Here is a 26,073-nt window from a genome sequence, read left to right on the forward strand (position 1 = left end):
GTGCTCCGCGGCCGGGCCGCGGAGCACCCACCCGGGGTGCCGGGGCGTGGTTACTCCGCCGTGGTGGCGTTGCTGGTCATGCAGCCCTTGGTCTGGCTGCCCGCGGTGGGGAACAGGCCGCCGAGGAGGCCGGGGTTGATGTGCTCGGAGCACATCTGGACGCCGGACTCGGGGCTCTCCGCGGCGGTGGCGGAGGGGGCGCCGACGAGCAGGGCGGAGCAGAGGCCGGCACCGGCCACGGACATGCGGACAAGACGACGCATGGGAATCAATCTCCTTCGAGACGTTGGGGGACTTCCACCGTGACCCCGTGGCGGCCCCGTCGCGCGGCGGCCTGCTGCATTCGGCCTCGCATGTCACCCTCGAGGATTTGTCGATCTGTCGCTCCGTCGCCCTGTCGCCTCGGGGAGTGCCGTCCGCGGACCGGGGACGGCCTTCCGGCGCCGGACGGACGGCGGCCGCCTCGCGCGGGTCCCAGACGGACCCGCCGGGCGGCGCGTCCTCCTCCCAGGTCCCGGCTTCCTCGTCCAACGCGAGCCGGAGTCAAGGCGTCTCGGCTCGCTTGGGGGCCGACCGGGGGAGTGGGAGAAGCCGGCGGCCGATCTGTGCGGGGGACGGACACCCGGCCGCCGGCGGTGCCAGCGCACGAATCGCGCTGACCACTGTGTGACTCCCTTGCGGGTTGTGTCCTTCGCTTACCCACCGGCCGCGCCGGCACGCATACGGATGACGGCCGGGCGGGTGGTTCACACCGCCGCGGGACGGGTGCGCCGCCGGGCGCGGGCGAGGGCGCGGCCGCCCGCGGCGTACCACTGCGCGGCCAGGACGACGGCCAGGGCGAGCTCCACCAGATCGCCGCCGTAGTACATCAGCAGGGCGCCGGTGCGCAGATCGGCCGCGGCGAAGCCGGTGCCGTACGGGGGTTGGACGTACAGGGACTTGGCGAGCACGGCGTGCGCCGCCCCCGCGCCCAGCAGCGCCGCGCCGCGCCAGAGCGGGCCCCACCGGTGCCGCACCGGGTCGAGCCGGCAGACGGCGAAGGTGAACAGCAGCCCCGCGGCGAGGACATGGAGGTGCACCGCGGCCTGGAGGAGGGGGTGGTCGTGGGAGGCGGCCCACAGCGGTGTGCGGTACAGCAGCCACAGGCCGCCCACGTCCAGCGCCGCGGCCAGCGGCGGGAAGACCAGCCAGGCCGCGGGCCGGGAGTGCGCCGCGGCCAGCAGGGCGCGCCGCGCGCCGCCGGGGCCCAGCGCGCGCAGCGCGAGGGTGAGGGGCCGGGCGAGGACCAGCAGCAGCGGAGCGGCCATGCCGATCACCAGATGACGGGTCATGTGGGCGGTGAACGGACCGCCGGGCGGGGTGACGGCGGCGGCCAGGGCCAGGGCGCCGCCGCCGGCGGCGAAGCACAGGTCGCGCGCGTACGGCCAGACGTCGCCGCGGCGGCGCAGACGGGCGGCGGCGAGCAGGTAGCAGGCGACCGCCGACAGCGCGGCGGCGGCGGCGAGCAGGCCGGCGGGGCCCGGGCCCGCGCCGGCCGGGTGGACGTGCTCCGGCGTCACCGGGCGGGTCCCGCGGACTCCGGGCGGCCGGGCGTGCGGGGTGTGCGGGCCGCGCGGGCGTACAGGGCCGCGCCGATCGCCAGCAGCACCAGGGCGGCGGCGTTCCAGGCCAGGTCGTAGGGGAGCAGCTCGACGCCGTAGCGGACCTGGTGGGTGCGCAGCACCTTGTGGTCGACGACTCCGTCGAAGAGCTGGAAGGCGCCCAGGCCCAGGAACAGCCCGGCCCGTGCGTGGGCGGGCGAGAGGGTGCCGCGGCGGCGCAGATCGGCGTAGAGCACGAACCCGGTGACCAGGCCCAGCAGCTCCGCGGTGTGCAGCAGCCCGTCGGAGAGCAGTCCGATCGACGGGGTGGAACGGTCGTAGAAGTGGTGCCAGTTGAGCAGCTGGTGGAAGACGATCTCGTCGACCGCGGCCATGAGCGCCGCGCCGATCAGTGCGCAGACCGCCGTCGACCGGCGGGTCTGGAGCCGGGGCCGGGAGGGTGGGGCGGCGGGCCGCCGGGCCGGTTCGGTCATGGTGTTCTGCTGCCCTTTCCGGGAGGGTGCGCGTGGTGTCCGGTACGCGTACCCCTGTTTCCCGTGCGGCCCCCGGGCGTCACCGGCCGGACGGGCTGGAGGAACCGGGAGGGCCGGACGAACCGGAAGAGGGCCCCCTCCCGGCGAGTTCCCGCAGCCGGTCCAGCGGCACCGCGGGCACCGTGCGGCCCAGCCGCCCCGTCGTGGTGACCGCCGCGCACAGGGCGTTCAGCACCGACTCCTCGACGGCCTGGAGGACCGCGCCGAAGAGCGGGTCGAGCCACCGGTCGGCCACCACCGCCGCCGTGCCCCCCACCGGAGGGGAGGTGCTGAACGCGATGCCGTAGTCCCCGCTGCCGTGGCCGTACGAGGCGCCGACCCGGCCCAGGGCGAACACCGCGCGGCGGGCCAGCCGGCCCAGTTGCCGGGCGTCCAGCGGGGCGTCGGTCGCGGCGACGACCATGCACGAGCCGTCCTCGCCGGGGTCCGCGCCCTCCGGCTGCCCCGGCTGCCCCGGCCGCTCCGCCGGCTCCGGGACGAGAGCGGCGCCGGCGATCCGCAGCGTCCCGCCGAAGTTGGCCTGGGTCAGCACGCCGACGGTGACCGGGCCCGTCCCCTCCAGGGCGACCCGGCGGGACGCGGTGCCGATCCCGGCCTTGAACCCCAGCGCGCAGGTGCCCGTCCCCGCGCCGACGCACCCTTCGGCCACCGGTCCGCCCGCGGCCCCCTCGATCGCGGCCAGCACGTGCTCCTCGCGCACCGGCCGGGCCCGGATGTCGGACAGGTGGCCGTCGTTGCACTCGCCGACCACCGGGTTGAAGGAGAGCACGCCGGCGTGCTCGGGCCGGGCCAGCATCCAGCTCACCACGGCGTCCGCGGCGCGGAAGGCGGAGAGGGTGGAGGTGAGGACGACCGGCGACTCCAGCTGCCCCAGCTCGGCGAGCTGGGTGGCGCCGACCAGCTTGCCGTACCCGTTCGCGGTGAACAGCCCGGCGGGCAGGGGGGTGCCGCCGGGGTGCGGCCCGACGCCCGACGGGACGACGGCGGTCACCCCGGTGTGCACGTCGGGCGGCCGGCGGACCGTGGTGTGCCCGACGGCGACGCCCGGCACGTCGGTGATCGCGTTGTACGGGCCCGGCTCGCCGCCGTCCGCCACGATCCCCAACTCCTGCGCTCGATGAAAATAGTGTGCCATGCGCCACCCTCCAGCCGTCCGTCACCCGGTGCCGTGCTCCGGCGGCCAGGATCCCACCGACCGGAGATCGCACCGACCGGAACGGTCCGGGCTCCGCGGACGGGACCGCTGAGCCCGCCGCGGCGTCAGCGGCCCCGCGGCTTGGTCCAGGAGCACTCCGGCTCCGCCGGGCGGGCGCCGGCCGGAGCGGAGCGGGGCGCGGTCTTCCCTCCGCCACCGCCGTCGCTCCCGGCGCGTGCGTTGCCCGCGGCCGGGGTGCCGCACATCATGCGGTCCCTCCCGCAGGCCACCGGCAGGGAGGCGCACCAGAGGTCGTCAGTTCGGTGCTGGAGGCGGGCGTCAGCCGGCCGGCGGTGAGGACGCGGTCGACGGCGGCTTTCGGGCCGGTGCCGGCGGGGCCCTCCGCACCGGTCGGCGAGCTCCGGGCGATCGTCGGGGCGAGGCCGCCGGCCGCGGTGCTCGTGCGCACGGGTGACGCCGCGCGTGGATGCCCCGGCGCCGCCGGGGGATGGGAGAGGGTGGGAGCACCGGGCCCGCTCCCGACGGGGACGCGGGCCGTCCCGGCGGAACCCGACCACGGAGGTGCGGAGGCAACGGTGCGCGGCTCTGATCGCTCCGGGGGAGCGCGGGCGGCCGGGGGCCGGAGGAGGGGAGCGGTCCCTCCGCGGCTCGGGTCCCGGACGCCGGTGGTCCTGCTCGTCGTCGTGACGCTGCTGGTCGTGGTGTCCGACTACCTGACCGAGCGGGGCCTGGGCCTGGTCCCGCTCCTCATCTTCCTCCCGGCCTTCGTCGCGGGCAGGGGCACGGTGCGGCAGACCGCCCTCGCCGCCGCGTGGGTCGTCCTCGTCCTCGTCGGACTGCTGGTCTACGACCCCTTCCAGACGGTCTCCGCCAATCTGTCGACGATCGTCTTCACCGGCGTCCTCGGCGGGCTGAGCGTGGCCGGAGCCTGGCAGCGGGTCCGCAGGGACGAGGAGATCACCCGGCTGCGCTCGGCCGCCGCCGCGCTGCAGCGCCAGATCCTGCGCCCCCTGCCGCTGCTCACCGACCGGCTCCTGGCCGACGGCGTGTACGAACCGGTGGAGGAGGACAGCAGGGTCGGCGGCGACATCTACGAGGTCATGCCGTCGCCGTACGGCACCCGGGTGCTCATCGCCGACGTCCAGGGCAAGGGGCTGCCCGCCATCGGGACCGCCTTCGCCGTCCTGGGCGCCTTCCGGGAGGCCGCCGGCCGCGAGCCGGAGGTGACCGCGGTCGTGGACGCCCTGGAGGACGCGGTCATCCGGCACAACGCCTTCGAGACCCGGACCGGGGAGCCCGAGCGCTTCGTCACCGCGCTCGTCCTGAACGTCGACGGCGAACGGGCGGTCCAGGCGGTGGACTGCGGCCACATGCCGCCGTACCTGCTGCGCCGGGGGAGGACCGGGCCGGTGGCCGGGCCGGTCCCGCTGGGGGAGCCCGGCGTCCCCCTGGGCCTCGGCCCGCTCGCCCCGGAGCCCCGGACGGTGCGGTGGTTCGACTTCCCGCCCGGCGCCACGCTCCTGCTCTGCACGGACGGCGTCACCGAGGCGCGTGACTCCTCCGGGGCCTTCTTCCCGCTGGAGGAGCGTCTGGCCGACTGGGTGGGCGCCCCTCCCCGCCGGGTGGCCACCGGTCTGCTCGGCCAGCTGATGGTGCACACGGGGGGAAGCCAGTCGGACGACATCGCCCTGCTGGCCCTGATCAGGAGCGCGCCCCCGGAGCCGGGGCGGGACGGGCCGGATCAGGAGGTGTTCAGGCCGGCCCGGACCGCGGCCGGGCCGAAGTCGTCGGCGCGGGGGCCGAGCCACTCGCACAGCAGGACCGTCGCGTCGTCCTGGATGCGTCCGCCGTGGTGGTCGAGCACGGCGTGGACCAGGCGGCGCAGGGTCTCGGGCACGGGCAGGCCGTCGGCGTGGTGGCGGATGAGGAAGTCGGTGAAGCGGGCCAGGCCGAACTCGCGGTCGCCGGGGCCGCGGGCCTCGGTGATGCCGTCGGTGTAGAACACCACGCGGTCGCCCGGCTGCAGCTGCTCGCGGCACAGGGTGCTCGCCAGGCCCAGTCCGGTGCCCATCGGGTGGGCGGGCGGACAGCGCAGCAGGGTGGTCCAGCGTCCGCCGCGGATGACGACCGGCGGGTGGTGGCCGCGGTTGACCCAGCTGAGCACGCCGGTGCGGGTGTCCAGGTCGGCCAGGATGCCGGTGGCGTAGCGGGTGTGGCCGAACTGCTCGACCAGGACCTTCTCGATCGCCTCGCCGATCTCGGTGAGCGAGGCGCCCTGCCGGCGCCGGTTGCGGCAGACGGCCACGGCGAGGTTGGCGGTGAGCCCGGCCGCGGTGTCGTGCCCCATGGCGTCGAAGACCGACAGGTGGATCACCGGTCCGGCGGTCGCGTAGTCGTAGGCGTCGCCGCTGATGCGGTACGCCGGTTCCAGGGCGGCGCTGATCACGACCCGGCCGTCGGCGTAGGTGCGCGGGGGCATCAGATGCCACTGCATCTCGGCGGCCTCGTTCATCGGCCGGGTGCGCAGCAGACGGGCGTAGGAGTCGCTGTTCCTGCTCTTGCTCTCCAGGAGGAGCGCCGTCAGGGTGGCCAGCACCTCCATGTTCTCGTGGGCGCGGTCGTCGTCGACGGTGGTGGCGACGTGCATCACGCCCAGGCGCTCGGTGCCGTCCAGCAGCGGCACCCACCACCGGTATCCCCCCGGTCCGGCTCCGGCGGCGGGCAGGACCTGCCCGTACTGGAAGGCCCGGCCCGGGACCGTGCCCTCGACGGTCGGTTCCGCCCCCTCGTCGTCCGCGTCCCGCTCGGTTTCCGGCCCGGATCCGGGCAGCGGGCGCAGTACGTACTGCTGGAGGTCGGCCAGGTAGATCCGCACGTCCCGCAGGCCCGCGACCGCCGCGTGCTCGGCCACGACGGCCGGCAGCATCTCCAGGGGTGTCAGGTGGCTCGCCCTCAGCAGGCCGGCGAGCATGCGTCGGCTCGCGAGGTCCCGTTCCGGCACAGTGCGCTCCTTACGGTCGTCCGCCCGGCCGGGAGGCCGCTCCGACCGTCGCGATCCCTCCCGCGGACCCATGACAGCACGGTCGGGGCCGTACGGCGGCGAGCCTGGTGCCGATGGCGGACACCGCGCGCCCGGACCGGGGAGCGGCCGGCGGTCGGAAGGAGGGGGATCCACCGACCGCCGGCGGGGTGCGCCCGGGCACCTGTTCGCGACTCCACCTGTTGGCGACCCGGACGCATCCGTCGTCTACCCAGGGCGGTGCGGGGCAAGCCTGCGGCCGTGACGGGCGGTCCGCCCGTCACGGCCGGCCGCGGAACCGGCGCCTGACGGCGCCGGCCACGTCCCGCCCGTGCGCGGCGGTGAGCACGGCCCCGTCGGCCGGGTTGTGGTGGAGCCGGACGACCATCGGCCGCGTGCCGCGCACCAGCAGCCTGCGGGTCCCCGCCTCCGCCGGGACGTACCCGTTCGGGAAGCGGACCGGCACGTCGTGGTGGCGGCCGTCGGCGGACTCGGCGCGCACCACGAGCTGCCACGCACCGGGGCAGAACACGGCGGGGTGGAGCGCCGAGGGGTCGACGGTGAGGCGCCGCACCAGCGGCGATCCGGTCGCCGCGGCGAGGCCCGCGGGCACCGCCACCTCGTGGCCGTCCCTCTGGCGCAGGGTGATCCGGTGGCGTACGCCCTCCGGGTCCTCCTTCAGGTACAGGCCGCTGAGGACGTCGACGGTGAACCGCCGGCCGTCGGGCAGCCAGGAGACGCGTCCGGGCTCGGCCCAGTCCAGGTCCTCGTGGCGGGAGAGGGCGGTGAGCTCCTCGACCCCGCCCAGACTGAGCATCCGGGCGCGTTGGCGGACGAGGGGCGGCAGGGCGTCGGTGACCTCCCGCGGGATGAACTCCCGCAGCAGTTCCCCGGCGGCCCGGGCGTAGCGCTCGCGCGTCCCGGCCGGCCAGTGCGCGTACCGGGGGCCGAACTTGTTGAGGATCTCCAGCCGGGCCCACCGCTGCAGCAGCCTGTTGCGCCGGGCCCCGGGCCCGGTGTGGGCGACGACGGTCTCCAGGGCGGCGCGCACCGCCGCGTAGAACGGCTCGGGTTCCGGGACCTGCTTGGTCAGGTGGCCGAACCCCTCGCGCTCGACGAGGTGGTAGCAGTCGTAGTCGGCGACGACGGAGACGGCCCGGGCCAGGAAGTAGGCGGGGACGACGAACGGCTGCTCCTCGGCGAGCCGCACGCCCTCGGCGAAGCGCAGTCCGTTGTCGACGGCGAGCGACCGGCGGACCAGCTTGTGGGCGGTCAGGCTCCACACCACGTCGGTGGTGTGGATGTCGCCGCGCTCCACGTTCCGCGCGAAGGCGACCCTGGGGGCGCTCCTGCCCACTCCCCGGATGCGGCCGAGCACCACGTCGGAGCCGTTGCGCTCGGCGGCGGCCAGCATCCGCTCGAAGGCCTCCGGGCCGAGGTGGTCGTCCGGGTCGGCGAAGAAGAGGAACTCGCCCGTGGCGGCGTCGATCGCCCGGTTGCGGGGTCCGCCCGGGGCGCCGGAGTTGGGCTGGTGGAACACGCGGACGTTGGGGTGCCGGGCGGCCCAGGCGTCCAGTAAGTCGCCGCTGGCGTCGGTGGATCCGTCGTTCACGGCGACCACCTCGATCCGGTCGAAGCCGATGGTCTGGGCCGCCACCGACGCCAGGCACTCCTCCAGGTGGTCGGCGGCGTTGTGGACCGGTATCACCACACTGACCGAGAAACCCGTCATGGTGTCCCCCTCTTCCCGCTGTCGCGGTCGTCCCCCCGGCCGCGGCGGTCACCGCGTCCACCGCGGAAGATCACCGGGCGGCCGGAAAGGTTGCCCGGACACGGGTGGATGTGACGGAACGGCCACCTCGTCGCATCCGCGGCGGCGGGTGCCCGGGCCGGTGGAGGGAACGCCCGCGCCGGCCCGGCGGGCGCTAGCCGGCGCCGTCCGGGTCGCCGTTCCGCTCCCGCCGCCCCGGGTCCCGCGGGGCGGGGACGCCCGTGCGGGGCGGCGCGAAGGCCGCCGCCTGCGTCTCGTACAGCTCGCGGAAGCGCCCGCCGGGCGCGGCCAGCAGCTCGGCCGGGGTGCCCGACTCCACCAGGCGGCCCTCGTGGAGGACGTGGACGAGGTCGGCGTGGCGGACGGAGGCCATCCGGTGGGTGATCAGCACGATCGTCCGCCCGTCGTCGGCCAGCCGTCTGAGCTGCCGGAAGACCCTCTCCTCGGCCTTGGCGTCCAGGGCCGCGGTGGGCTCGTCGACGATCATGACGTCGCCGTCGCGGTAGCGGGCGCGGGCGATGCCCAGGCGCTGCCACTGGCCGCCGGAGAGCTGGTGGCCGCCCCTGAAGGTGCGGGAGAGCAACGTGTCCCAGCCGCGCGGCAGTCCGCCGACGAAGTCGACCCCGGCGTGGTCGGCGGACTCGGCCACCCGCCGGTCGCAGATCGGCCGCGAGGTGTCGGAGACGGCGATGTTGACGCGGGCGGTCATCGGCCACCGGCAGGGGTCCTGGGCGACGATCGCGAACCGCGCGAACACCTCCTGCCGGTCGGCCTCGGCGGCGTCCACGCTCACCTGCGCGCCGCCGTCCTCCCCGACCCACAGCACCCGCCCCTTCTGCGGCGCGTACAGCCCGCACACCAGCTTGACCAGGGTGGACTTGCCCGAGCCGTTCTCCCCGACCAGCGCGACCACGCGGCCGAGCGGAACGGTCGGGCCGACGTCGCGCAGGACGGGGCCGCCGTCGGCGCCGGGGTAGGCGAAGGTGACGTCCTCCAGCCGGATCTCCCGCACCTCCGCGGGCAGCGGCGCGCCGCCGGCGGGGATCCGGCGTTCGGCCGACTCGTGCAGCAGCCGGTTGAGGTCGGCCACGTGCAGCGACTCCTCGTGCAGGTGGTTGATCCGCCGCACCAGCCCTTCCAGCGCGCCGCTCCCGGTGCGGATCGCCACCACGGCGGCGCCCGCGGTGGCCGGCGCCATCGCCCCGCTCCACAGCAGGGCGCCCAGCAGCGCGTAGCCGCCGAGCGCGGCCAGCCCGGTGAGGGCGGAGGCCGCCAGCTCGGTGCGGGCGGCCAGGCGGGCCGGCCGCGCCTGCTCCTCCTCCCCGGCCGCGGACATGCCGCGGAAGTGCTCCAGGACGAACGGCCCCACCCCGTGGACCCGCACCTCCGCGGCCGCGTCGGTGTCGGTCAGCAGGGAGGAGAGCAGCAGCGAGGCGCGGGTGTGCTGGATCCAGCGGTGGAAGGACCGGTGGCGGCGGCGTGCGATCACCAGCGTCGCCCACGCCCCCGGCAGCACCATCAGCACCAGCGCGGGCAGCAGGACGGGGTGGAGCACGGCCAGCACGCCGGCCGCCGCGGTCAGCGAGAGCAGCGCGGAGACGATCGCGACGCAGCCGTCGGTCATCCGGCGCGCGGAGGAGGCTCCGTGCCGGGCGGACTCCAGCAGCCGGTGGAACTCCTCGTCCTCCATCGCCGCCAGTTCCACGCCGTAGGCGCGTTCCAGGTACGTCTCCCGCGCCAGCCGCTCCACCTTCGGCTGGAGCGGTCCGCCGAACCGGGTCGAGGCCGCCGAGCACAGTGCCCCGGCAGCCGCCGCGCCCGCCACGGCCAGCAGCGCGGGCAGGGCCTGGCGCAGCCGGCCGGGGAGGTCGCCGCCGGCCAGCAGCACGGTGAGGAGGGCGTTGACGGCCAGCAGGCCGGCGGCCTGTGCCGCCCCGCGGCCGAGTTCGGCGGCCGCCACCGAGACCGTGGCCCGCCGGTCGGCCCGCCAGGACAGGCCCACGGCCGTCCCCAGCAGCCGGGGCAGCGTCGCGACCATCGTGCGCAGTCCCAGGGCGCAGCGGGCCTCCTCGTGGGCGGCCCAGCTCGTGTCGTACACCAGCCGCCCGCCGAACAGCGTCCTCTCGCTGTCGGACACCACCGGCTCGTCCGCCGCCTCCCGCCGTCGCCAGCGCATCGCCCCGCCTCCCCTCGCGGTCCCCGCCCCCGGCGGTCGCGGGCGCCCGCAGGCGCCGGGGACCACCGTGGTGAACGTGCGGCCCCCGGCGCGGTTACGCGGGGGCGGGGGGAGCGAAGGGGCGGGAGGGGCGCGGGACGCGGGTGGCCGCCGCCGGGGCACGGTCGCGGGGGTGACGGTGCCCGGCGGCGGGGCGGACCGGGACCGCCCCCGTCCCGCACGGCGGGGCCGCCGCGCGGGCGAGCCGCCTCCGCCCGCGCGGACGGCGAGCCCGCGGCGTTCCCCGGGCGGCCGCAATCCGGTTGCCGCCGTCCGGCGCCGCACGGCAGCCTTCCCCCGTGATCGAACTGCGGACACTGACGGCCGACGACTGGGCCGACTGGCGTGCACTGCGGCTCGCCGCCCTCGCGGAGGCGCCGTACGCCTTCGGGTCCCGGCTCGCGGACTGGCAGGGCGACGGCGACCGGGAGGAGAGGTGGCGCGCCCGGCTGGGCATCCCCGGCGCGCGCCACTTCGCCGTCCTGCTCGACGGGCGGCCGGCCGGCATGGCGAGCGGCGTACCGGCCCCGGGCGGCGCGGCCGAGCTGATCTCGATGTGGGTCGCCCCCGGCGCGCGGGGCCGGGGCGTGGGGGACGAGCTGGTGCGGGCGGTGGAGCGGTGGGCCCGGGAGACCGGGGCCGGGGAGCTGCGGCTGTCGGTGATGCCCGGCAACGGGCACGCGGCCGCGCTCTACCGCCGCCACGGATTCGAGGACGAGGGGCCGGTCGGCGACGAACTGCCCGACGGCCGCCGGGAGCACGTCATGGCCAAGCGGCTCCCGCCCGGCTGACCCCCGGCGGGGGTCAGCTCCCGGTGCGGGCGGCGGGCCGCCAGTGCGCGGGGCGGACGAGCCGTCCGGGCAGCCTGGTCCGGGCGTCCCCCCCGGCCGCGTTGGCCTGGGGCTGGGTGAGGAAGAAGGCGCCGGTCAGATCGGCGCCGCGCAGGTCGGCGTCCCGCAGGTCCGCCCCTATGAGGTCGGCCGTCCGCAGGTCGGCGTCGCGCAGGTCGGCCGCGATGAGGCAGGCCCCGCGCAGATCGGCGCCCCGCAGGCCGGCGCCGCGCAGGCGGGCCCCCATCAGGTCGGCCCTGCGGTGGTTCCTCCGGCGGCCGGGGACCGTGGCCCGCACCAGCTCGCTGGTGCGCAGCAGCAGTGCGTCGACGCCGTGGCGGACCGCCGCCACGTCCAGCTCCGCGAGCTCTCCGGCGGTGCCGTGCGTGAGGCGGCCCACCTCGTCCAGCGAGTCGCGCAGCTCGCGGCGGAGAGGACGGGCCGGGGGCAGCTCCAGCGCCGCGGACAGGTACCACAGGAACTCGTGGAGCTGCCGCATGACGGGGAACACCTCGAACATCCGCCGCGCGGTGCGGGGATCCTCGCGCCAGTGCCGTCCGCCGAAGGTGGTCTGGGAGACCTTCTGGCCCGCGCCGAAGCACTCGAAGACGGTGCAGCCGGCGAAGCCCTCCCGCCGCAGCCGGGAGTGGATGCCGCAGCGGAAGTCCTCCCGCAGGTTGCCGCACGGCTGCCCGGCGTCCTTGCCGACGGCGAAGTCCGCGGAGGGGGCGAAGGGCAGCGCGACGCAGCACAGCGCGAAGCACCGCGAGCAGTCGGCGCGCAGTTCCGGATCGGGCGCCGGGCCCGGACCCGGACCCGGGCCGGGCGCCGGACGCGGACCGGACCGCCGGGCCGTACGGCTTCGGCCGGTGGCGGCGGTCTTCTTGCCGGGGGACACCCTGGGGGACACCGAGCGCGCTCTCCTGCCGTGCGGGCGGGCACCGCCTGCCGGGGCCTGGGAACGGCCCCCATTGTCCCCTTCCCCGGTCCCCGGGCGAAACCGGCCGCCGCGCCCGCCGCGGACCGCTGGTGCGCCTGCGCGGCGACGGGCCGGACGTCTCCGTCGGGCTCGGCGGGCCCATGTGGCGGGCGGTCGGCGAGGCCGTCGCGCCGGTCGAGTCCCCACTGGAGGACCTGCCCGCCGGGAAGGAGGTGAACTCCCGGCGAGGAACGGCCTCCCCGTCCCCGCGATCGTGGGGCGCGCCGCCGTGGGCGACCTGGCGGCCGCCGTCGCCGCGCAGGCGCACCAGCGGCCCGCGGCCGGCGACCGGGACGCGGGGAAGCGGGGCGCCGCCGGGCGGCGTACGGCCGCGCAGCGCGTCGGCCGCCTCCGGCCCGGACCCGTCGTCGGCGAGGAAGGCGCTGCGGATCCCGGCCACCGGGACCCGCGCGCGGGGCGCGGCCGGGGCCCGTCCGCCCGCCGGCGCCGAAGCCGAGTCCGGCCGGGTCGTCGCCGAGGACCACCGCGGCGTGGACCCGGCCCCCTCCATGTCCTCCTCGACCGCGTCGATCCCGGCGGCGCGGCCGGTGGGCGCGAGGCCGAGGATGCCGGCGCCCCGGGAGGGCCGCGGCCGCACCGGCCCGGTCGCACCCCGCCGACCGGCACCGTCCTGCCGCTTACGCGCTCTCCTCCACCGGCCGGAACTCGCGGACGGCGCCGTGCGGCGCGAGCAGTCCGTTGGGGCCCGGCCCCGCGCAGCGGTCCGGGACCTCCCGCGCCCCGGGTTCGCAGGCCCAGCTCTCCCGCCGCTCCTCCTCCGTCGGGCTCATCACGTCGAGGGCCGGCAGCCGGTCGATCTCCGTGCCGTCGAACAGGTCGCCGCAGCTCTCCGGGGCCACCTCGGGGAAGTCGTACAGGGTGACGGGGGAGGAGAGCACGGTGCGGGCGAACGACCCGTCGCCCGCGCCGTCCCCTCCGCCGCCGGCGGCACCGGTCTCGTCGGTCTCGTCGGTCTCGTCGTCGACGAGTACCGGCCAGGTGCCCTGGTTCTCGCACTCCGAGGCGGCCGTCCGCAGCCGCTTCGGCGGGTCCAGGAGCGAGACGAAGCGCCCGGCGCCGCTGTGCAGCACGGTGTGGGTGGAGACGAAGGCGTACGCGCAGGCCTCTTCCCGGGCGCCGCGGTCCGCGGGGTCGGGCGCCGGGCAGGGCGTGGTGTTCTCGACGCGCACGGTCAGCCGGAACACGCCGTCCGTGACGGGCGCGGCGCCGACCTCCACCGTGCCGCTCAGCGCGTTCCACCGGCGCAGGAGGGCGCCGGCGACGCGGCCCGAGCCGTCCGTGAGCGGTTCGCGGTCGGTGCCGGCGGGAACGTCGACGGGGACGCGCACCGGGCCGCCGAGGGCGGTGTCCAGCCGCACGGGGACGGACACCTCGCGCTCGGTGGCCTCCTGCCAGGCGAGGTGGCGCTCGCCGTCCACGGTCAGCTCGTCCACGGCCTCGGGCCCGTTCGGGCCCTCCCGCACCACGCCGCGGTCGACGACGTGCAGGAACCGTACGCGCACCGCCACTTCGGTGCGGTCCGCCGGGCGGCCCCGGGTGTCGAGCAGCACCTGGGTCCGCATCCGGTGCGCCTCGCCCAGGGCGTCGGCGCACGAGCGCGGGAAGACCCCGCCGAAGGCCCAGCGCTTGGTGTTCCTCGGTGCGGACCTGCGGTACGGCCACAGCAGGTAGCCCTCGTAGAGGCAGGTGCGCACGATCTTCTCGGCCTTCCCCGCGGGGCGCGCGGGCTCCGCCGTGCGCCCCGCCGGTGTCACGTCGTCCATGGTGCTCCGGTGGTCTCGGGAGTTCTGGAGGTGCCGGGGGCGCCGGACGTGCCGGAGCCCTCCGGAACGCCGGGGACGCGGCCGTCCGCCCGGTCCAGCAGGGCGCCGACGGCGTCGTCCCAGGTGCCGGGCGCCTGGCGGGCGCGGTAGGCGTCGAGCCGGTCGTAGGTCTCGCGGGACAGCCGCAGCCAGGGGCTGCCGGCGAAGTAACGGTCGATCAGCCCGTGCCACAGGGAGGCGGGCAGCCGGTAGCGGGCGTCCTCGGCCCAGGAGATCTGGGCCGTCCGCAGGCGGCCGTCCCCGCCCTCGAAGAAGACCGTGCCGCTGAAGAGGAAGTCCAGCGGCACGTCCCCGTCGGGAACGGCGCGCAGGTACTTGGTGACGGCCGGTTCGGTGTCGCAGGCGCACGGCACCGGCAGGCCGACCGTGGTGGCCGCGTCGAACGGGGGGACCACCGTGGTGGTCCGGGTCCAGGCCAGGGGCCGCGGGGTGGTGGCCCACCGCTCCGGCCCGCCGAACAGCTCGGCCAGGGCCCGCCGCGCCCGCTGGTCGTGGGGGCGGCGGGTCACGTCGATCCTGATCGCGGTCGTCAGGCCGACCGAGCGGACCGGGCCGCCGCCGGTGCGGGTGATCCCCACCTCGAACCGGAGCGTGGGCACGGCGGCGTGGCGCTCGGCCTCCGCGCCGGTGACGGAGAAGGAGAGGGCCGGGACGGTGTGCCGGGCCGGCGTGCCGCCCGGTCCGGCGTACGGGCCCGTCATGACGGGGAGAGGCCCGGCGTCCCGGGCGTCACCGGGGCGCGGCGCCCGGGGTCGGCGCCCGTCGGCCGGTGGGCCGTGGAGCGGCCGCCGGGCAGGAGTCCGGGGGGCTTCCCGCAGGAGCCCTTCCGGTCGCCCTGCCCGATGCCTTCGACGTGGGCCGCCCTGTCGGGCTTCACCGCGGCCCTGCCTGCGGCGGTACGAGCCATGACGCCTCCTTCACGTGGCGGGTGGGGAGTCGGTGGGGACCGGCGGCGGGCGGATCCGCGACGGTCGGACCGGCGGCGGTCGGATCGGCGGTGGACGGATCGGCGCGAAGGCCGCGGAGGAAGTCCCCGACGTGCCCCCGCACCTCGGATCCGCCGCCCGGTCCCTTCCGGTGGGTGCGCGCGGCGGCCGCCGGGAGGCGGCAGTCGTCCAGGGGGACGGTCCACTGCTCCCGCGCGTCGTTCGCCCGGTTGACCAGCAGCGCCTCGACGTCGTCGGCCGTCGCCGCGACGGCCGGGGCGCACGTCCCCACCGCGGGCCGGCGGTCCGCGTCGACGGTGGAGCGCGGCGGCAGCCGGTGGTGGACGCCCCCCGCCTCCTTCCGGTCGGACGGCGGGGAGCAGGCGCGGTGGGCGCGGGAGGCCGCGCCGGCGCGCGCGTCCGGCAGGTGGCGGTGCCCGCCGGGCAGCGGCTCGGAGCGCAGGTCGCACCGTTCCTCCCCGGGACGGCGGGCCGGGCGCCGCAGCCGGGGCGTGGCGAGGGGGGCCGTCACCGCCCTCACCCGCCCCGTTCGGTGGTGAGGGCGGGTCGGCGGAGGACGTGGACCTCGTCGACGCCGCCGGGAGCCGGCGTGTCGGTGCTCATGGAGGCTTCCTTCCCTGCGGGTGGCGGAGGCGGGGGCCCCGGCCCGGGGCGGGCGACGGGTCGCGCGCTCCGGCCGCCGACCGCTCCACGAACCGTGACACTCCCAACAAACCGCCGCGGCTCAAACGCGCTCCGCCGGGGAAGTGCCTCCAACAGGCGCTCCGGTGCGCCCGACGGCCGCTCCCCGCAGGCGAACGGCCGGCCCACTCGATCGTCCGACGCGGCATCGACCGGCTGCCGCCCGACCGCATCGAACTCGTCCACGGGCCCGGCTGCCCGGTGCGCTTCACCCCCTGGAGACGACCGACGGGGCACCGGGGACCGCCTCCCGCCCGGACGTGGTCCCCTGCCCCTTCGGCGACGTGCTCCGGGTGCCCGGCACCGGCCGCGGCCTGCTGAGGGTCAAGGGCGCCGGAGGGGACGCACGAGTGGTGTACTCGCCCCCTGGAGGCCCTTGGACGCCCCTGGGACCGTCCGGCGCACCCCGACCGCGAGGTGGTCCTCCTCGGCGCCGGCCTCGGGGCCATCGCGCCGGCCGACGCGATGACCGTCCACGAGGGGACGGCGCGGCATCCGCAGCAGTTCGGGGTGGAGGTGCGCAGCGACACCGCGTCCCCGGGCGGCCCGGTGCGGGCGGTGCTCGCCGTCACCCCGGACGTCCACGCGCTGGGCGACCCGCCCCGCGGCGGACCGGGCACCGGGCCGAACGAGATCGCCGCCGCGTCCGGCACCGGAGTCGTCCCGGCCGAGCACGGCCTGCCCGGGCCGAGGCCGTCGCGGGCGCCTGCGGCCTCCTGGGGCCGGACCCGCCGTGCGTGGCCGACGAGGGCCGCCCGGTCGCCTCCGTGCCGCGCCGGCACGCCGACGCCGTGCTCACCGCGGTGCGGGACCACCCGCGGGGCGCGGAGGCGACCGTGATCGGGGAGTGCGTGGCCGACCGCCCCGGCATGGTCGCGGCCCGCACCGGCCTCGGCGGCACCCGTGTGGTGGACCCGCCGCCGGGGGAGCGACCGCCCCGCGTTCCGCCGGCACGCCTCGGCGCCCCGCCGGACTCAGTGGCCCGCCCCGGCGCCCGCCACGGGCGCCGGTCCGGGGAGCGGGTCGTCCTCGTCGTCCTCCCCGCGCTCCCTTCCGCCGCCGGTGCCGGCGGTGCCATCGGTGCCGCCGGTGCGGAGCGTGCGGCGCAGGAGGGGACCCGTCATGGCGGTGGTCACCAGCGCCATGAACACGAACACGGCGAAGAGGTCGGGACCGAACACGCCCAGCTCCACACCCAGGTTGAGCACGACGAGCTCGGTCAGGCCGCGGCAGTTCATCATGACGCCCAGCGCCAGGGCCTCGTTCCGGGTGTGGCCGCCGACCACGGCCGCGGCGGACGCCGCGCTGAGCACCTTGCCCGTGACCGCGACGGCGACGACCAGCAGGCAGGTCAGCCACATGCCCGGGCCGAGCGACCCCAGGTGCGTGCCCAGCCCGATGGTGACGAAGAACAGCGGGAGCATGAACCACATGGTGAGGCCGTAGATCCTGCTGGTCAGCTCCTTGACGAGCGGTGAGTTCCGCGGCATGACCGCACCGGCGAGGAAGGGGCCGAAGATCGCGTGGAGGCCCATGCGGTCGGTCGCCAGCGAGGACACCAGGATCAGGCAGACCAGGGCGGCGCACAGGCCGACGCGGGAGACGCGGCCCTCCTCGGCCAGCCGCACCGCCCGGGCCACCAGCGGCCGCACCACCAGGAACATGACCACGGCGAAGACCGTGACGAGCGCGATCGCGAGCAGCGCGGAGAACGGGGAGGTGCCGCGGATGAGCGCGATCACCACGGCCAGCAGACCCCAGGCGGTGACGTCGCCCACTCCCGCGGCGGTCATCCCCGTCGCTCCCAGGGGGGTCTTCAACAGCCGCTGCTCGGACAGGATCCGGGCCAGCACCGGGAACGCGGTGATCGAGAAGGAGAGCGCGACGAACAGCAGGTACGGCACGGTGCCGGAGTGCACGGGCGGATGGTGCGCGTGGAGCCACCACGCCGTGCCGAGCCCCATCAGGAACGGCAGCGCGATGGAGGCGTGACCGATGATCAGCCCCTTCGGGCCGCTGCGCCTCAGCGTGCCCGCCGGCAGTTCGGCGCCGACCAGGAACATGAAGAACACGACGCCGAACTGGGCCAGCGTCTCCAGGTGCGGGACGATCGCCTCGGGGAAGAGCCACCGCTGCGCTCCCGGCGCGATCGCGCCGAACGCCGAGGGCCCCAGGACGAGTCCGGCCAGCAGCTCCCCCACGACCTTGGGCTGGCCGCACCGGCGCGCCAGCGCGCCGCCGGCCGCGGCCAGCGCCACCACGACCGAGGTGGCCAGGAGCAGCCGGTACATGGTGTCGCCGCCGTGGCCGCCGGCCGGACCGGAGGCGCCGGCGCCCACACCGTCGGTGAACCGCACGAGTGCGTACACCGCCACCAGGACGGGGACGATGACCAGCAACGAGTAGATGCTCAGATAACGCCTCATGCTCGAGTGCCTTTTGAGTGGTGGGCGGCAGAGTGGGCCCGGAGCCGGTGGGCGGCGGTGCGCAACCGCCCGCGGACGACGGGGAAGCCGGGAAGACCGGAGGACACCGGGAACACCGGGAACACCGGGAACACGGGGAACACGGGAAAGGGGTGGGGGACATGGGCAGGCTCGCGGTGGTCTCCGGCGCGGCGACCGGTATCGGACGCGCGGTGACCGAGGCGCTGAGGGGCGAGGGGGCCGACGTGGTGATGGTCGGACGGCGCGCGGAACTCCTGGCCGCCGTCGCGGACGAACTCAACGCCGACCCCCGGGGCGGCAGGGCGCTGCCGATGACAGCGGACCTGAGCGCACCCGACCAGGTGGAGCGGGTGGCGGACGAGATCGCCTCCCTGGGGCGGCCGGTGGACGTGCTCGTCAACAACGCGGGCGGCAACCGGGCGCCGTACCCGCCGAAGACCCTGGAGGAGGTGCGCGAGGGCTGGCTCGCCAACGTCACCGGCAACGTCCTGCCCGCCGTGCTCCTCACGCACGCCCTGCTGCCCTCCCTGCGCAGGCCGGGCGGCCGTGTCGTCACCGTCGGGTCGGTCGCGGCCTTCCGCGGCCCGGCCTCCTACGGCGGCTCCAAGGCCGCCCTGCACCCGTGGTCGGTGGAGCTGGCCGCCCGGCTGGCGCCCGAGGGCGTCACCGTGAACATGGTGGCCCCGGGCTACATCCAGGACACCGAGTTCTACGGTGAGCGGATGTCGCCCGGGTTCCACGAGGGCCGCTCCCGGCAGGCCCCGGTGGGGCGTGGCGGCACACCGCGCGAGGTGGCGGCCACGGTGGCGCACCTGGCCGGCCCGGACGCGGGTTTCATCACCGGCCAGATCGTCCAGATCAACGGAGGCGCCATACCGGGACGCGGCTGAGCGGGGCGGGGGAGTGCCGGGCGCGGAGTACGGGCAGCGCCTCACAGCGGTTCCGTCACGGCCAGCGTCTTGCGCGCCTCGGCCACCGTGCGCGCGGTCAGCGCCGAGGAGGCGCCCAGGTAGGTGGCCGGGTCGAAGATCGCGTCGAGTTCCTCGGCGGTGAGTCTTCCGGCGATCTGGGCGTGGCCGTCGAGCAGGGCGCGCACGGGCAGGCCCTGCTGCTGCGCCTGCTGGGTGACCTCGTAGACGAGCTCGTGGGCGCGCTGCTTCCCGACCTGCCGGCCCAGGGTCAGCATGAGGCGTTCGGACATGACCTTGTCGGCGACGTCGGTGGTATTGCTCAGCAGCCGGTCGGTGTGGACGATCAGCCCGGTGACGCTCTCCAGCGTCATGGCGCAGGCGGCCAGGCAGTAGTGCGAGACGTCGGGGATGCAGGCCCACTCCACGCGCAGGGCGCGCGCGTCCCGCTCGTGGTCGCCGATCATCCCGGCGAGCGCGACGGAGACCTGGGCGCTCGCCAGGCGGGCCATCACCACCACCTGCTCGCAGCGCTCGGGGTTGCGCTTGTGGGGCATGGTGCTGCTGCCGACCTTGCCGGGCCGCCAGGCCTCCTGCACCTCGGCGAACTCCGGCCGCGACAGGGTGCGGATCTCGTCGGCGATCCGGGCGAGGGTGCCGGTGACCATCGCCAGGGCGCTGACGAACTCGGCGGGCCTGTCGCGGGCCACGTGCCAGCCGGTGGTCGGCACGCCCAGGCCCAGCCGGTGGGCGAAGCGCTCCAGCAGGGCCGGGCCCTGGTCGCCGAACCCGGCCATCGTCCCGGCGCCGCCGAACAGCTGGGCCACCAGCACCCGCTCGCGCAGCTCCTCCAGGCGCTTCAGGTGGCGCAGGAGCTCGTCGGTCCAGCCGGCCACCTTCAGCCCGAAGCTCATGGGGAGGGCCGGCTGGGCGTGGGTGCGGCCCAGGGCCACGGTGTCGGCGTGCCGCTCCGCCAGGTCGGCCAGGACGCGGGTGATCTCGGCCAGCTGCGGCTGCAGGATGTCCAGGACGTCGCGGATCTCCAGGACCTGCCCGGTGTCCTGGATGTCCTGCGTGGTGGCTCCGTAGTGGATGTACTGCCCCGCCTCCGGCCCGCAGGCGGCCTCGAAGACCCGCAGCAGGCCCACCAGAGAGTGGCCGGAGCGCTCGATCTCCAGCTGGACCTGGTCCAGGTCGATCAGGTCGATGCAGGCCGTGGCGGCGATGCGGTCGGCCGTCTCCTGGGGTATCAGGCCCAGCTCGGCCTGCGCCTGGGCCAGGGCCGCCTCGATGTCCAGCCAGCGCTGGTGCCGGCAGACGTCGCAGAACACGCGGCGGCTGTCGGGGGAGGAGTAGCGGTTGCCGTAGAACCGGGAGTCGGTGATGTGGCCGCGTTCGTGCCGACAGTCGTCGCCGCGGGACGCGGTGTGGGAGTGGTTGCTCATGACTGTCCCTTCGGTCGGGGCGGAGGCTCAGACGCCTGAGCGCGTGAGGTAGGGGCTGTGGCCGTAGGGCGGCGCGCCGGGGTCGACCCCGGCGCGGTCCGCGAGGCGCAGGGCGGCCCGCCGCGGCGGCTCGCCGTGGCGGCGGGCGGTGGAGAACAGGTCGTCCACGAGCCGGCGCGCCAGGTGGGCCACGGAGGTGAGCACCTCGGACGCGGTGGGCGGGGCGGGCGGGCCGAAGAGGGCCTCCATGGAGGCGGAACCGCCGATGCCGCCGATGAAGTCGGGGACGACCAGGACGCCGCGGTCGTGGAGCGTCCCCTCCGCCGACTCGCTCAGACCGCAGTTGGCGCCCACCGCCACCGCCGGGCAGGCCGGTGCGGCCGCGTGCCCGGCGCTGACCGCGTCGGCCCCCGCCGCCAGGGTCAGGACGTCCGCGGGCATCTCGAACAGCGCGTCGCCCGGCAGCCGGGTGCCCGCGACGTCCATCCGGGGCACGGGCGTTCCCGGCGGGCTGTGGAGCATGCGGGACAGGTCCAGCCCGGCGGGGTCCACGACGCAGCCGTGCTCGTCGGCGACCGCGACCACCCGTACGCCCTCGTCGAGGAAGCCGTGCGCGGCGGCGCGGCCCAGGGTGCCGAATCCCTGGAGCGCGGCGGAGACCTTCCCGGTGACGCCGGCGGCGCGGGCCGCGCCGATCGCGGCGTGGGCCAGGACGTGCCCCGCCCGCCGCCGGCTCAGCGTCAGCATGCCGACCCGGTCGTCCAGCCGGGCCATCCGGGCGGAGAACTCCTCGTCGGTCAGGCCCTGCGCCTTCCTGATCGCGTACTTGACCGAGGGGATGCCGTTGCGGGCCGCCAGCCGCTGGAGCTGGTTCCAGTCGGTGCCCATGTCCGATCCCATGCTGAACCGGTTGTGCAGCTCGTCGTGGAGGAACGCCAGGAAGCCCTCCAGCACGCGTTCGGCGTCCTCGGCGCGGGGATCGTGGTCGAGGCCGCACTTGGCGCCGTCGACGTTGAGCCCCAGCACCCGCTGCTTCAGCGTCATCCGCTCGGCCAGCTCGCTCAGTTCCTCCGCGGTCAGACCGGGCCGCATGCGGCACCCCCCGGCCGCGAGGGGGCTCACGGAGCCGTCGTACGCCAGCCAGCCGCGTGCGCCGCCGACCGGGTCTTCGTAGGTGAGGATCTCTGTCATCGCCGTTTCCTTCCCGCCTTCGGGCTTGCTTCGGGGGCGCGGGCCGCGCCGACGCCGCTCACGCCAGCAGGGACAGCAGGTCGCGCGCGGTCACCACGCCGCACGGCAGGCCGCCGTCCACCACGACGGCGACGTCGGCCCGGCCCAGGAGCGCCGCCGCCTCGGCCGCCGGCTGTCCCACGCCGACGTGCGGCGGTGGGGCGGACATGTGCGCCGCGACCTCGTCGCCGGGGCCGACCGGACCGTGGGCCAGCCGCTCGGCGAGACCGCTCCCGGTGAGGACGCCGAGGATCTCCGGCAGCCGCACCGGCGGCTGCGCCGCGGAGACGAGCAGGTGGTCCAGGCCCCTGTCGCGCATCAGCTTCACCGCGTTGGCCACGGTCTCCCGCGGGTCGACGAACACCGGCTCCCGGCCCTGCTCGCGCCGCCGCAGCAGGTCCTCGACCCGGGGGGCCGTCCCCGGCCGCTCGGCGAAGCCCAGGCGCTCCACCCAGTCGTCGTTGAAGATCTTCGACAGGTAGCCCCGTCCCGAGTCCGGGACGAGCACCACGACGACGTCCTCGGGACCGCAGTCACGGGCCACCTCCAGTGCGGCGGCCACGGCCATGCCGCCCGAGCCGCCCGTGAGGATGCCCTCCTCGCGCGCCAGCCTCCGGGTCAGCCCGACGGAGTCCCGGTCGGACACCTCCACGATCCGGTCCGGCACGTCCGGGTCGTACGAGGCGGGCAGGGAGGGCTGCCCGACGCCCTCGACCACGTAGGGCCGTCCGGTGCCGCCGGAGTAGACCGACCCGTGCGGGTCGGCGCCGATGATCCGCACCCTCCCGCCGGACACCTCCTTGAGGAAGCGCCCGGTGCCCGAGATGGTGCCGCCGGTGCCGACGCCCGCGACGAAGTGGGTGATCCGTCCCTCGGTCTGCGACCAGATCTCCGGCCCGGTGGTGTGGTAGTGGGATTCGGGGTTGGCGGCGTTGGCGTACTGGTTGGGGGAGAAGGCGCCGGGGATCTCGGCGGCCAGCCGCGCCGCCGTGCTCCGGTAGGAGTCGGGGTGGTCCACCGGCACCGCGGCCGGGCACACCCGCACCTCGGCACCGTAGGCGCGCAGCACCGCGATCTTGTCGGGCGACACCTTGTCCGGGCAGGTGAACAGGCAGCGGTAGCCGCGCTGCTGGGCGACGAGGGCCAGACCGACGCCGGTGTTGCCCGACGTGGGCTCCACGACGGTGCCGCCCGGTTCCAGCAGGCCGTCGCGCTCGGCAGCCTCGATCATCCGCAGGGCGATGCGGTCCTTGGCCGACCCGCCCGGGTTGAAGGACTCCAGTTTGGCCACGATGGTCGGGGCCAGGCCCTCGCCCAGCCGCCGCAGCCTCACCAGAGGCGTGTCGCCGATCAGTTCGACGATCGATTCATGGCATCGCATGGGTCCCTCCTCCGTTCGCGGTGCCTGCCGCCGTGTTCCCCCGGCCCGGCCCGTGCGCGGCGGAGCCGTCTCCGGCCGGCCGCCGGTACGGGTTCGAGTACCGCAGACTGGTGCGCACCTCCAGTACGGCCGGCCCGCCGTGCTCCAGCGCCTTGGCCAGGCAGGGGCGCACCTCCGACGGCGTGTGGGCGGTCAGGCCCAGCGCGCCGTGCGCCTCGGCCAGCCGGCCGAAGTCGGGGTTGTCCAGGTCGGTGGCGATCGTCCGGCCGGGGAAGTCCTTGTCCTGGTGCCGCCGGATGGTGCCGTAGCTGCCGTTGTTGGCGACGATGTAGACCACCGGCAGGCCGCGGGCGCACGCGGTGATCAGCTCGCCCCCGTTCATCAGGAACCCGCCGTCGCCGACGACGACCACCGTCGGCACGCCGGTGGCGCGCAGCGCGGCGCTCACGCCCGCTCCGACGGCGAACCCCATGGAGCTGGAGCTGATGCCCAGCAGCCTGCCCCGCTCACCGAAGCGGACGTGGCGGTACGTCCAGCTGGTGAACGTGCCGGAGTCCACGACCACCGTCGCGTCACCGCCGGTGAGCTCGTCCAGCGCGGCGGCCACGGCGCCGAACACCACGCCGTCGTCGGCCTCCACCGGGTGCCAGCGCGCCTTCTCCACCTCGATGGCGTGGAGCTCGGCCGTCCAGCGGGCCCGCTCCCCGCCGGGGTCGGAGGGCGACCAGCCGGTCAGCTGCCGGAGGAAGGCCACCGGGTCGGCGGCCACCGCCACGTCCGGCCGGTGGAACGCGCCGATCCGCTCGGCGTCGGGGTAGATGTGCACGAGCGGTCGGCGCGGCTCGGGGGCGGCCGGGAACCGGCGCCGCCTGGTGGTGGTGCCGTCGAGGCGGGTCCCCACGGCCAGCACCAGGTCGGCCCGCTCCAGCGCGGCGAGCTGGTCGTCCTGCGTGGCGTTGTGCAGGTGCCCGGCGTAGGCCGGATGCCGGTTGGGCAGCAGGTGCTGGTTCTTGTTGCTGGTCACCACCGGGATCCGGTGCCGCTCGGCGATGTCGCGCACCAGCCTCCGGCCCTCCGGGCCCTCCAGCCGGGCCCCGGCGATCAGCAGCGGGCGGCGGGCGTTCGCCAACAGCTCCCGGATGCGGCGCGAGCTCTCCCAGTCCGGGACGGCCGGGCCCGCCACGGTGCGCCGGGAGGGCGTGCCGACCGGGTCGGGCAGCGCCCACACGTCCTCGGGCACGCACAGCACCACCGGTCCCGGGGTGCCGGCCTCGGCCAGGTGCACGGCCCGGCCGAGGAACTCCGCGGCGGTGCCCGGCTCGCGCAGCGTCCACACGGCCTTGGCCATGCCGGAGAAGTGCCGCGACAGGTCGATGCCCTGGAACGGCTCCCGGTCCTCCTCCCGCACCGGCACCCCGCCCACCAGGAGCACCAGCGGAGAGGCGTCCTCCGCCGCGGCGTGCACGGCGATGGCGGCGTTGGCGGCGCCCGGGCCCCGGCTCACCAGGCAGACTCCCGCCCGTCCGGTGAGCTTGGCGTCGGCGAGCGCCATGAACGCGGCCGACCCCTCGTGCCGGCAGGTCACCACGTCGACCTCCGGCATGTCGTACAGGGCGTCCAGGACGGGCAGGTAGCTCTCCCCCGCCACGCAGAACACCCGGTCGACGTCGTGGCCGCGCAGACTGGCCGCCACGGTGCGCGCGACGGTGGGCGGTTCCGCCGCCCGCTCGGCGTTCACTGCTGCCGGCACCTTCGACCTCCTCGATGCTGGGAAGGGGGCTGGGAAAGGGGGGTGGAGAAGGAGCTGGGGAAGGGAGGTCTCATCACGCCGAGAGGCCGGCCGGGGGCAGATACGCGGCGGTGGCGGTCTGCGGGGGGTGGATGATGGCCGACTCGTCGAAGCTCTGCTCGTACTCCTGGTACTGCAGGAGGGCCAGCTCCGGCGCGTCGTGGTGCCAGTGCGCGGGGCCGCGGCCGAAGCGCACGGGGCCGCGCCAGGTGGGGAACTCCATCGCCTCCAGCGCGTCCAGCAGGTCCTCGCGGCTGTCGGAGCGGGCCGCGTCCAGAGCGGCGGCGATGATGGTGACGTCGGTGAAGTGGGTCAGCGCCGTGTCGGGCGGGAAGGAGCCGTAGCGCTCGGTGTAGCGGTCGATGAACCAGCGGCCGATGTCGGTCAGCCCCTCCCAGGAGGGCCGGTAGCGCATGGCCGGCCACATCGTGCCGACGCCGGCCTTGCCCGACAGCCGCCAGAAGTCCTCCGAGCGCAGCGGGAACCCGAAGGTGACCATCATCGGGACGTTCGGCCGCAGGCCGATCTCGGTGGCCTGCTCGATGATCATGTAGTTGGTCTTGATCACGGCCCCGTTGATGAACAGGTCGGGCTCGAAGTCGCGGATGGCCCGCAGCTGTTCGCGAAAGTCGACCGTGTCGTCCTGCGGGAAGTCGAACCGCAGGAACTCCATGCCGTGCCGCTGGGTGCCGTACTCGACGAGGGTGTCGGCCATCTGCTGGCCGAAGACGGTGTCCGCGGCGATCAGCCCGATGCGCCGCATGCCGGCGGAGGCCGCGAAGTCCAGCATCACCGGCACCCGGTCGGCGATGGAGAAGTACGAGCGGAAGACGTTGCGCCGCTTCTGGGCGGTGACGAGGCTGTGCCCGTTCTCGACGAAGATCGGCAGGTCGTAGCGGCTCGCCACGTCGACCACCCACGGCGTGGTGCGCAGGTGCCACTGCCCCATGGCGGCCACCACGCCGTCCACCAGGGCGAGTTTGGCCATCTGGGCGGCCGACGACTTCGCCATGCCCTCCTCGGCGGCCGTGGCCTGGTCGTCGTAGAGGACGAACTCCACCTGCCGGCCGCCGCGTGTGCCGCCGTGCTCCCGCACGTACTCGGCCCCCAGGCGCGCGCCGCGGACGACCAGCTCGCCCGCGGTGGGGTCGCCGGGCTCGTTCAGGGGGGTGATGATGCCGATGCGCACCGGGTTGTCGCCGGCGTGCCGGTTCACCTCCTCGACGTCGGCCCGGGCTCGGCCCTCGTGGGTGGTCGGGACGGATGTCATGTCGTCTCCTCGTGTGTGGGTGCGCGT

Annotated in this window: 19 protein-coding genes and 2 pseudogenes; 4 read left to right on the top strand and 17 right to left on the bottom strand. The window is 76.0% G+C overall.

Features of this window, described 5'->3' with window-relative positions:
* Positions 1–50: 50 nt before the first annotated feature.
* From QC029_RS13185 to QC029_RS13200, 4 genes are all read right to left on the bottom strand, one after another.
* On the bottom strand, positions 51–263 hold the full coding sequence (locus QC029_RS13185) for a hypothetical protein (protein ID WP_279555817.1): 213 nt from the start codon (positions 261–263) through the stop codon (positions 51–53).
* A 483-nt stretch (positions 264–746) separates the two neighbouring features.
* Complete coding sequence (locus tag QC029_RS13190; RefSeq protein ID WP_279555818.1) at positions 747–1,559, bottom strand: cytochrome c oxidase assembly protein; 813 nt, start codon at positions 1,557–1,559, stop codon at positions 747–749.
* Positions 1,556–2,074 carry a DUF2243 domain-containing protein gene (locus QC029_RS13195; protein ID WP_279555819.1) on the bottom strand — a complete coding sequence of 173 codons (519 nt, stop codon included), beginning with the start codon at positions 2,072–2,074 and terminating at the stop codon, positions 1,556–1,558. The genes QC029_RS13190 and QC029_RS13195 overlap by 4 nt, the downstream gene beginning before the upstream one ends.
* Positions 2,075–2,153: 79 nt before the next feature.
* A complete protein-coding gene (locus QC029_RS13200) occupies positions 2,154–3,269 on the bottom strand; it encodes a P1 family peptidase (protein WP_279555820.1) in 1,116 nt (371 codons plus the stop codon).
* Between the two features lie 1,121 nt (positions 3,270–4,390).
* Between QC029_RS13200 and QC029_RS13205 the strand changes: the two are divergent.
* A pseudogene (locus tag QC029_RS13205) lies at positions 4,391–4,978 on the top strand (PP2C family protein-serine/threonine phosphatase); the annotation flags it as partial.
* A gap of 53 nt (positions 4,979–5,031) precedes the next feature.
* Here the strand turns inward: QC029_RS13205 and QC029_RS13210 are convergent.
* The 3 genes from QC029_RS13210 to QC029_RS13220 form a co-directional block, all read right to left on the bottom strand.
* On the bottom strand, positions 5,032–6,261 hold the full coding sequence (locus tag QC029_RS13210; RefSeq protein ID WP_279555887.1) for a PP2C family protein-serine/threonine phosphatase: 1,230 nt from the start codon (positions 6,259–6,261) through the stop codon (positions 5,032–5,034).
* A gap of 328 nt (positions 6,262–6,589) precedes the next feature.
* Positions 6,590–8,041 carry a glycosyltransferase gene (locus QC029_RS13215; protein ID WP_279555821.1) on the bottom strand — a complete coding sequence of 484 codons (1,452 nt, stop codon included), beginning with the start codon at positions 8,039–8,041 and terminating at the stop codon, positions 6,590–6,592.
* A gap of 193 nt (positions 8,042–8,234) precedes the next feature.
* Positions 8,235–10,256, bottom strand: coding sequence for an ABC transporter ATP-binding protein (locus QC029_RS13220; protein ID WP_279555822.1), 2,022 nt, complete (start codon positions 10,254–10,256; stop codon positions 8,235–8,237).
* A gap of 338 nt (positions 10,257–10,594) precedes the next feature.
* Between QC029_RS13220 and QC029_RS13225 the strand changes: the two genes are divergently transcribed.
* The gene (locus QC029_RS13225; protein WP_279555823.1) at positions 10,595–11,086 is read left to right on the top strand and encodes a GNAT family N-acetyltransferase; all 492 of its coding nucleotides are present in this window, start codon (positions 10,595–10,597) and stop codon (positions 11,084–11,086) included.
* A gap of 13 nt (positions 11,087–11,099) precedes the next feature.
* Here QC029_RS13225 and QC029_RS13230 read toward each other — a convergent pair whose 3' ends face one another.
* From QC029_RS13230 to QC029_RS13245, 4 genes are all read right to left on the bottom strand, one after another.
* The gene (locus QC029_RS13230) at positions 11,100–11,909 is read right to left on the bottom strand and encodes a pentapeptide repeat-containing protein (protein ID WP_279555888.1); all 810 of its coding nucleotides are present in this window, start codon (positions 11,907–11,909) and stop codon (positions 11,100–11,102) included.
* An 833-nt stretch (positions 11,910–12,742) separates the two neighbouring features.
* Complete coding sequence (locus QC029_RS13235) at positions 12,743–13,888, bottom strand: hypothetical protein (RefSeq protein ID WP_279555824.1); 1,146 nt, start codon at positions 13,886–13,888, stop codon at positions 12,743–12,745.
* Positions 13,876–14,649: a DUF6084 family protein gene (locus tag QC029_RS13240; protein ID WP_279555825.1), complete on the bottom strand. Its 774-nt coding sequence runs from the start codon at positions 14,647–14,649 to the stop codon at positions 13,876–13,878. The genes QC029_RS13235 and QC029_RS13240 overlap by 13 nt, the downstream gene beginning before the upstream one ends.
* A gap of 172 nt (positions 14,650–14,821) precedes the next feature.
* Positions 14,822–15,406 carry a DUF5947 family protein gene (locus QC029_RS13245; protein WP_279555826.1) on the bottom strand — a complete coding sequence of 195 codons (585 nt, stop codon included), beginning with the start codon at positions 15,404–15,406 and terminating at the stop codon, positions 14,822–14,824.
* Between the two features lie 296 nt (positions 15,407–15,702).
* On the opposite strand from QC029_RS13245, the pseudogene QC029_RS13250 reads away from it, so the two are divergent.
* Positions 15,703–16,520 (top strand): annotated as a pseudogene (locus QC029_RS13250) (AIR synthase-related protein); the annotation flags it as partial.
* Positions 16,521–16,550: 30 nt separating this feature from the next.
* Here QC029_RS13250 and QC029_RS13255 read toward each other — a convergent pair.
* Positions 16,551–18,002: a cation:proton antiporter gene (locus QC029_RS13255; RefSeq protein WP_279555827.1), complete on the bottom strand. Its 1,452-nt coding sequence runs from the start codon at positions 18,000–18,002 to the stop codon at positions 16,551–16,553.
* A gap of 161 nt (positions 18,003–18,163) precedes the next feature.
* Between QC029_RS13255 and QC029_RS13260 the strand changes: the two genes are divergently transcribed.
* Positions 18,164–18,913 (top strand): SDR family NAD(P)-dependent oxidoreductase, encoded by a 750-nt coding sequence (locus QC029_RS13260; protein ID WP_279555828.1) that lies wholly within the window; start codon positions 18,164–18,166, stop codon positions 18,911–18,913.
* A gap of 41 nt (positions 18,914–18,954) precedes the next feature.
* Here QC029_RS13260 and QC029_RS13265 read toward each other — a convergent pair whose 3' ends face one another.
* The 5 genes from QC029_RS13265 to QC029_RS13285 form a co-directional block, all read right to left on the bottom strand.
* The gene (locus QC029_RS13265; protein WP_279555829.1) at positions 18,955–20,376 is read right to left on the bottom strand and encodes an adenylosuccinate lyase family protein; all 1,422 of its coding nucleotides are present in this window, start codon (positions 20,374–20,376) and stop codon (positions 18,955–18,957) included.
* 27 nt (positions 20,377–20,403) lie between these two features.
* The gene (locus tag QC029_RS13270; RefSeq protein WP_279555830.1) at positions 20,404–21,567 is read right to left on the bottom strand and encodes a Glu/Leu/Phe/Val dehydrogenase dimerization domain-containing protein; all 1,164 of its coding nucleotides are present in this window, start codon (positions 21,565–21,567) and stop codon (positions 20,404–20,406) included.
* 58 nt (positions 21,568–21,625) lie between these two features.
* The gene (locus tag QC029_RS13275) at positions 21,626–22,987 is read right to left on the bottom strand and encodes a cystathionine beta-synthase (protein ID WP_279555831.1); all 1,362 of its coding nucleotides are present in this window, start codon (positions 22,985–22,987) and stop codon (positions 21,626–21,628) included.
* On the bottom strand, positions 22,974–24,737 hold the full coding sequence (locus QC029_RS13280) for a thiamine pyrophosphate-dependent enzyme (protein ID WP_279555832.1): 1,764 nt from the start codon (positions 24,735–24,737) through the stop codon (positions 22,974–22,976). The genes QC029_RS13275 and QC029_RS13280 overlap by 14 nt, the downstream gene beginning before the upstream one ends.
* Before the next feature lie 73 nt (positions 24,738–24,810).
* Positions 24,811–26,046 (bottom strand): ABC transporter substrate-binding protein, encoded by a 1,236-nt coding sequence (locus QC029_RS13285; RefSeq protein WP_279555833.1) that lies wholly within the window; start codon positions 26,044–26,046, stop codon positions 24,811–24,813.
* Between the last annotated feature and the right edge of the window lie 27 nt (positions 26,047–26,073).

The organism is Streptomyces sp. DH37 (assembly GCF_029813835.1).
GTDB lineage: Bacteria > Actinomycetota > Actinomycetes > Streptomycetales > Streptomycetaceae > Streptomyces.

Excerpts from the sequence above, each read along its gene's own strand:
- QC029_RS13270 (WP_279555830.1), bottom strand. The coding sequence starts at position 21,567 with ATGACAGAGATCCTCACCTACGAAGACCCGGTCGGCGGCGCACGCGGC.
- QC029_RS13195 (WP_279555819.1), bottom strand. The coding sequence starts at position 2,074 with ATGACCGAACCGGCCCGGCGGCCCGCCGCCCCACCCTCCCGGCCCCGG.
- QC029_RS13185 (WP_279555817.1), bottom strand. The coding sequence starts at position 263 with ATGCGTCGTCTTGTCCGCATGTCCGTGGCCGGTGCCGGCCTCTGCTCC.
- QC029_RS13210 (WP_279555887.1), bottom strand. The coding sequence starts at position 6,261 with ATGCTCGCCGGCCTGCTGAGGGCGAGCCACCTGACACCCCTGGAGATG.
- QC029_RS13215 (WP_279555821.1), bottom strand. The coding sequence starts at position 8,041 with ATGACGGGTTTCTCGGTCAGTGTGGTGATACCGGTCCACAACGCCGCC.
- QC029_RS13240 (WP_279555825.1), bottom strand. The coding sequence starts at position 14,649 with ATGACGGGCCCGTACGCCGGACCGGGCGGCACGCCGGCCCGGCACACC.
- QC029_RS13260 (WP_279555828.1), top strand. The coding sequence starts at position 18,164 with ATGGGCAGGCTCGCGGTGGTCTCCGGCGCGGCGACCGGTATCGGACGC.
- QC029_RS13275 (WP_279555831.1), bottom strand. The coding sequence starts at position 22,987 with ATGCGATGCCATGAATCGATCGTCGAACTGATCGGCGACACGCCTCTG.
- QC029_RS13285 (WP_279555833.1), bottom strand. The coding sequence starts at position 26,046 with ATGACATCCGTCCCGACCACCCACGAGGGCCGAGCCCGGGCCGACGTC.
- QC029_RS13200 (WP_279555820.1), bottom strand. The coding sequence starts at position 3,269 with ATGGCACACTATTTTCATCGAGCGCAGGAGTTGGGGATCGTGGCGGAC.
- QC029_RS13255 (WP_279555827.1), bottom strand. The coding sequence starts at position 18,002 with ATGAGGCGTTATCTGAGCATCTACTCGTTGCTGGTCATCGTCCCCGTC.
- QC029_RS13235 (WP_279555824.1), bottom strand. The coding sequence starts at position 13,888 with ATGGACGACGTGACACCGGCGGGGCGCACGGCGGAGCCCGCGCGCCCC.
- QC029_RS13265 (WP_279555829.1), bottom strand. The coding sequence starts at position 20,376 with ATGAGCAACCACTCCCACACCGCGTCCCGCGGCGACGACTGTCGGCAC.
- QC029_RS13220 (WP_279555822.1), bottom strand. The coding sequence starts at position 10,256 with ATGCGCTGGCGACGGCGGGAGGCGGCGGACGAGCCGGTGGTGTCCGAC.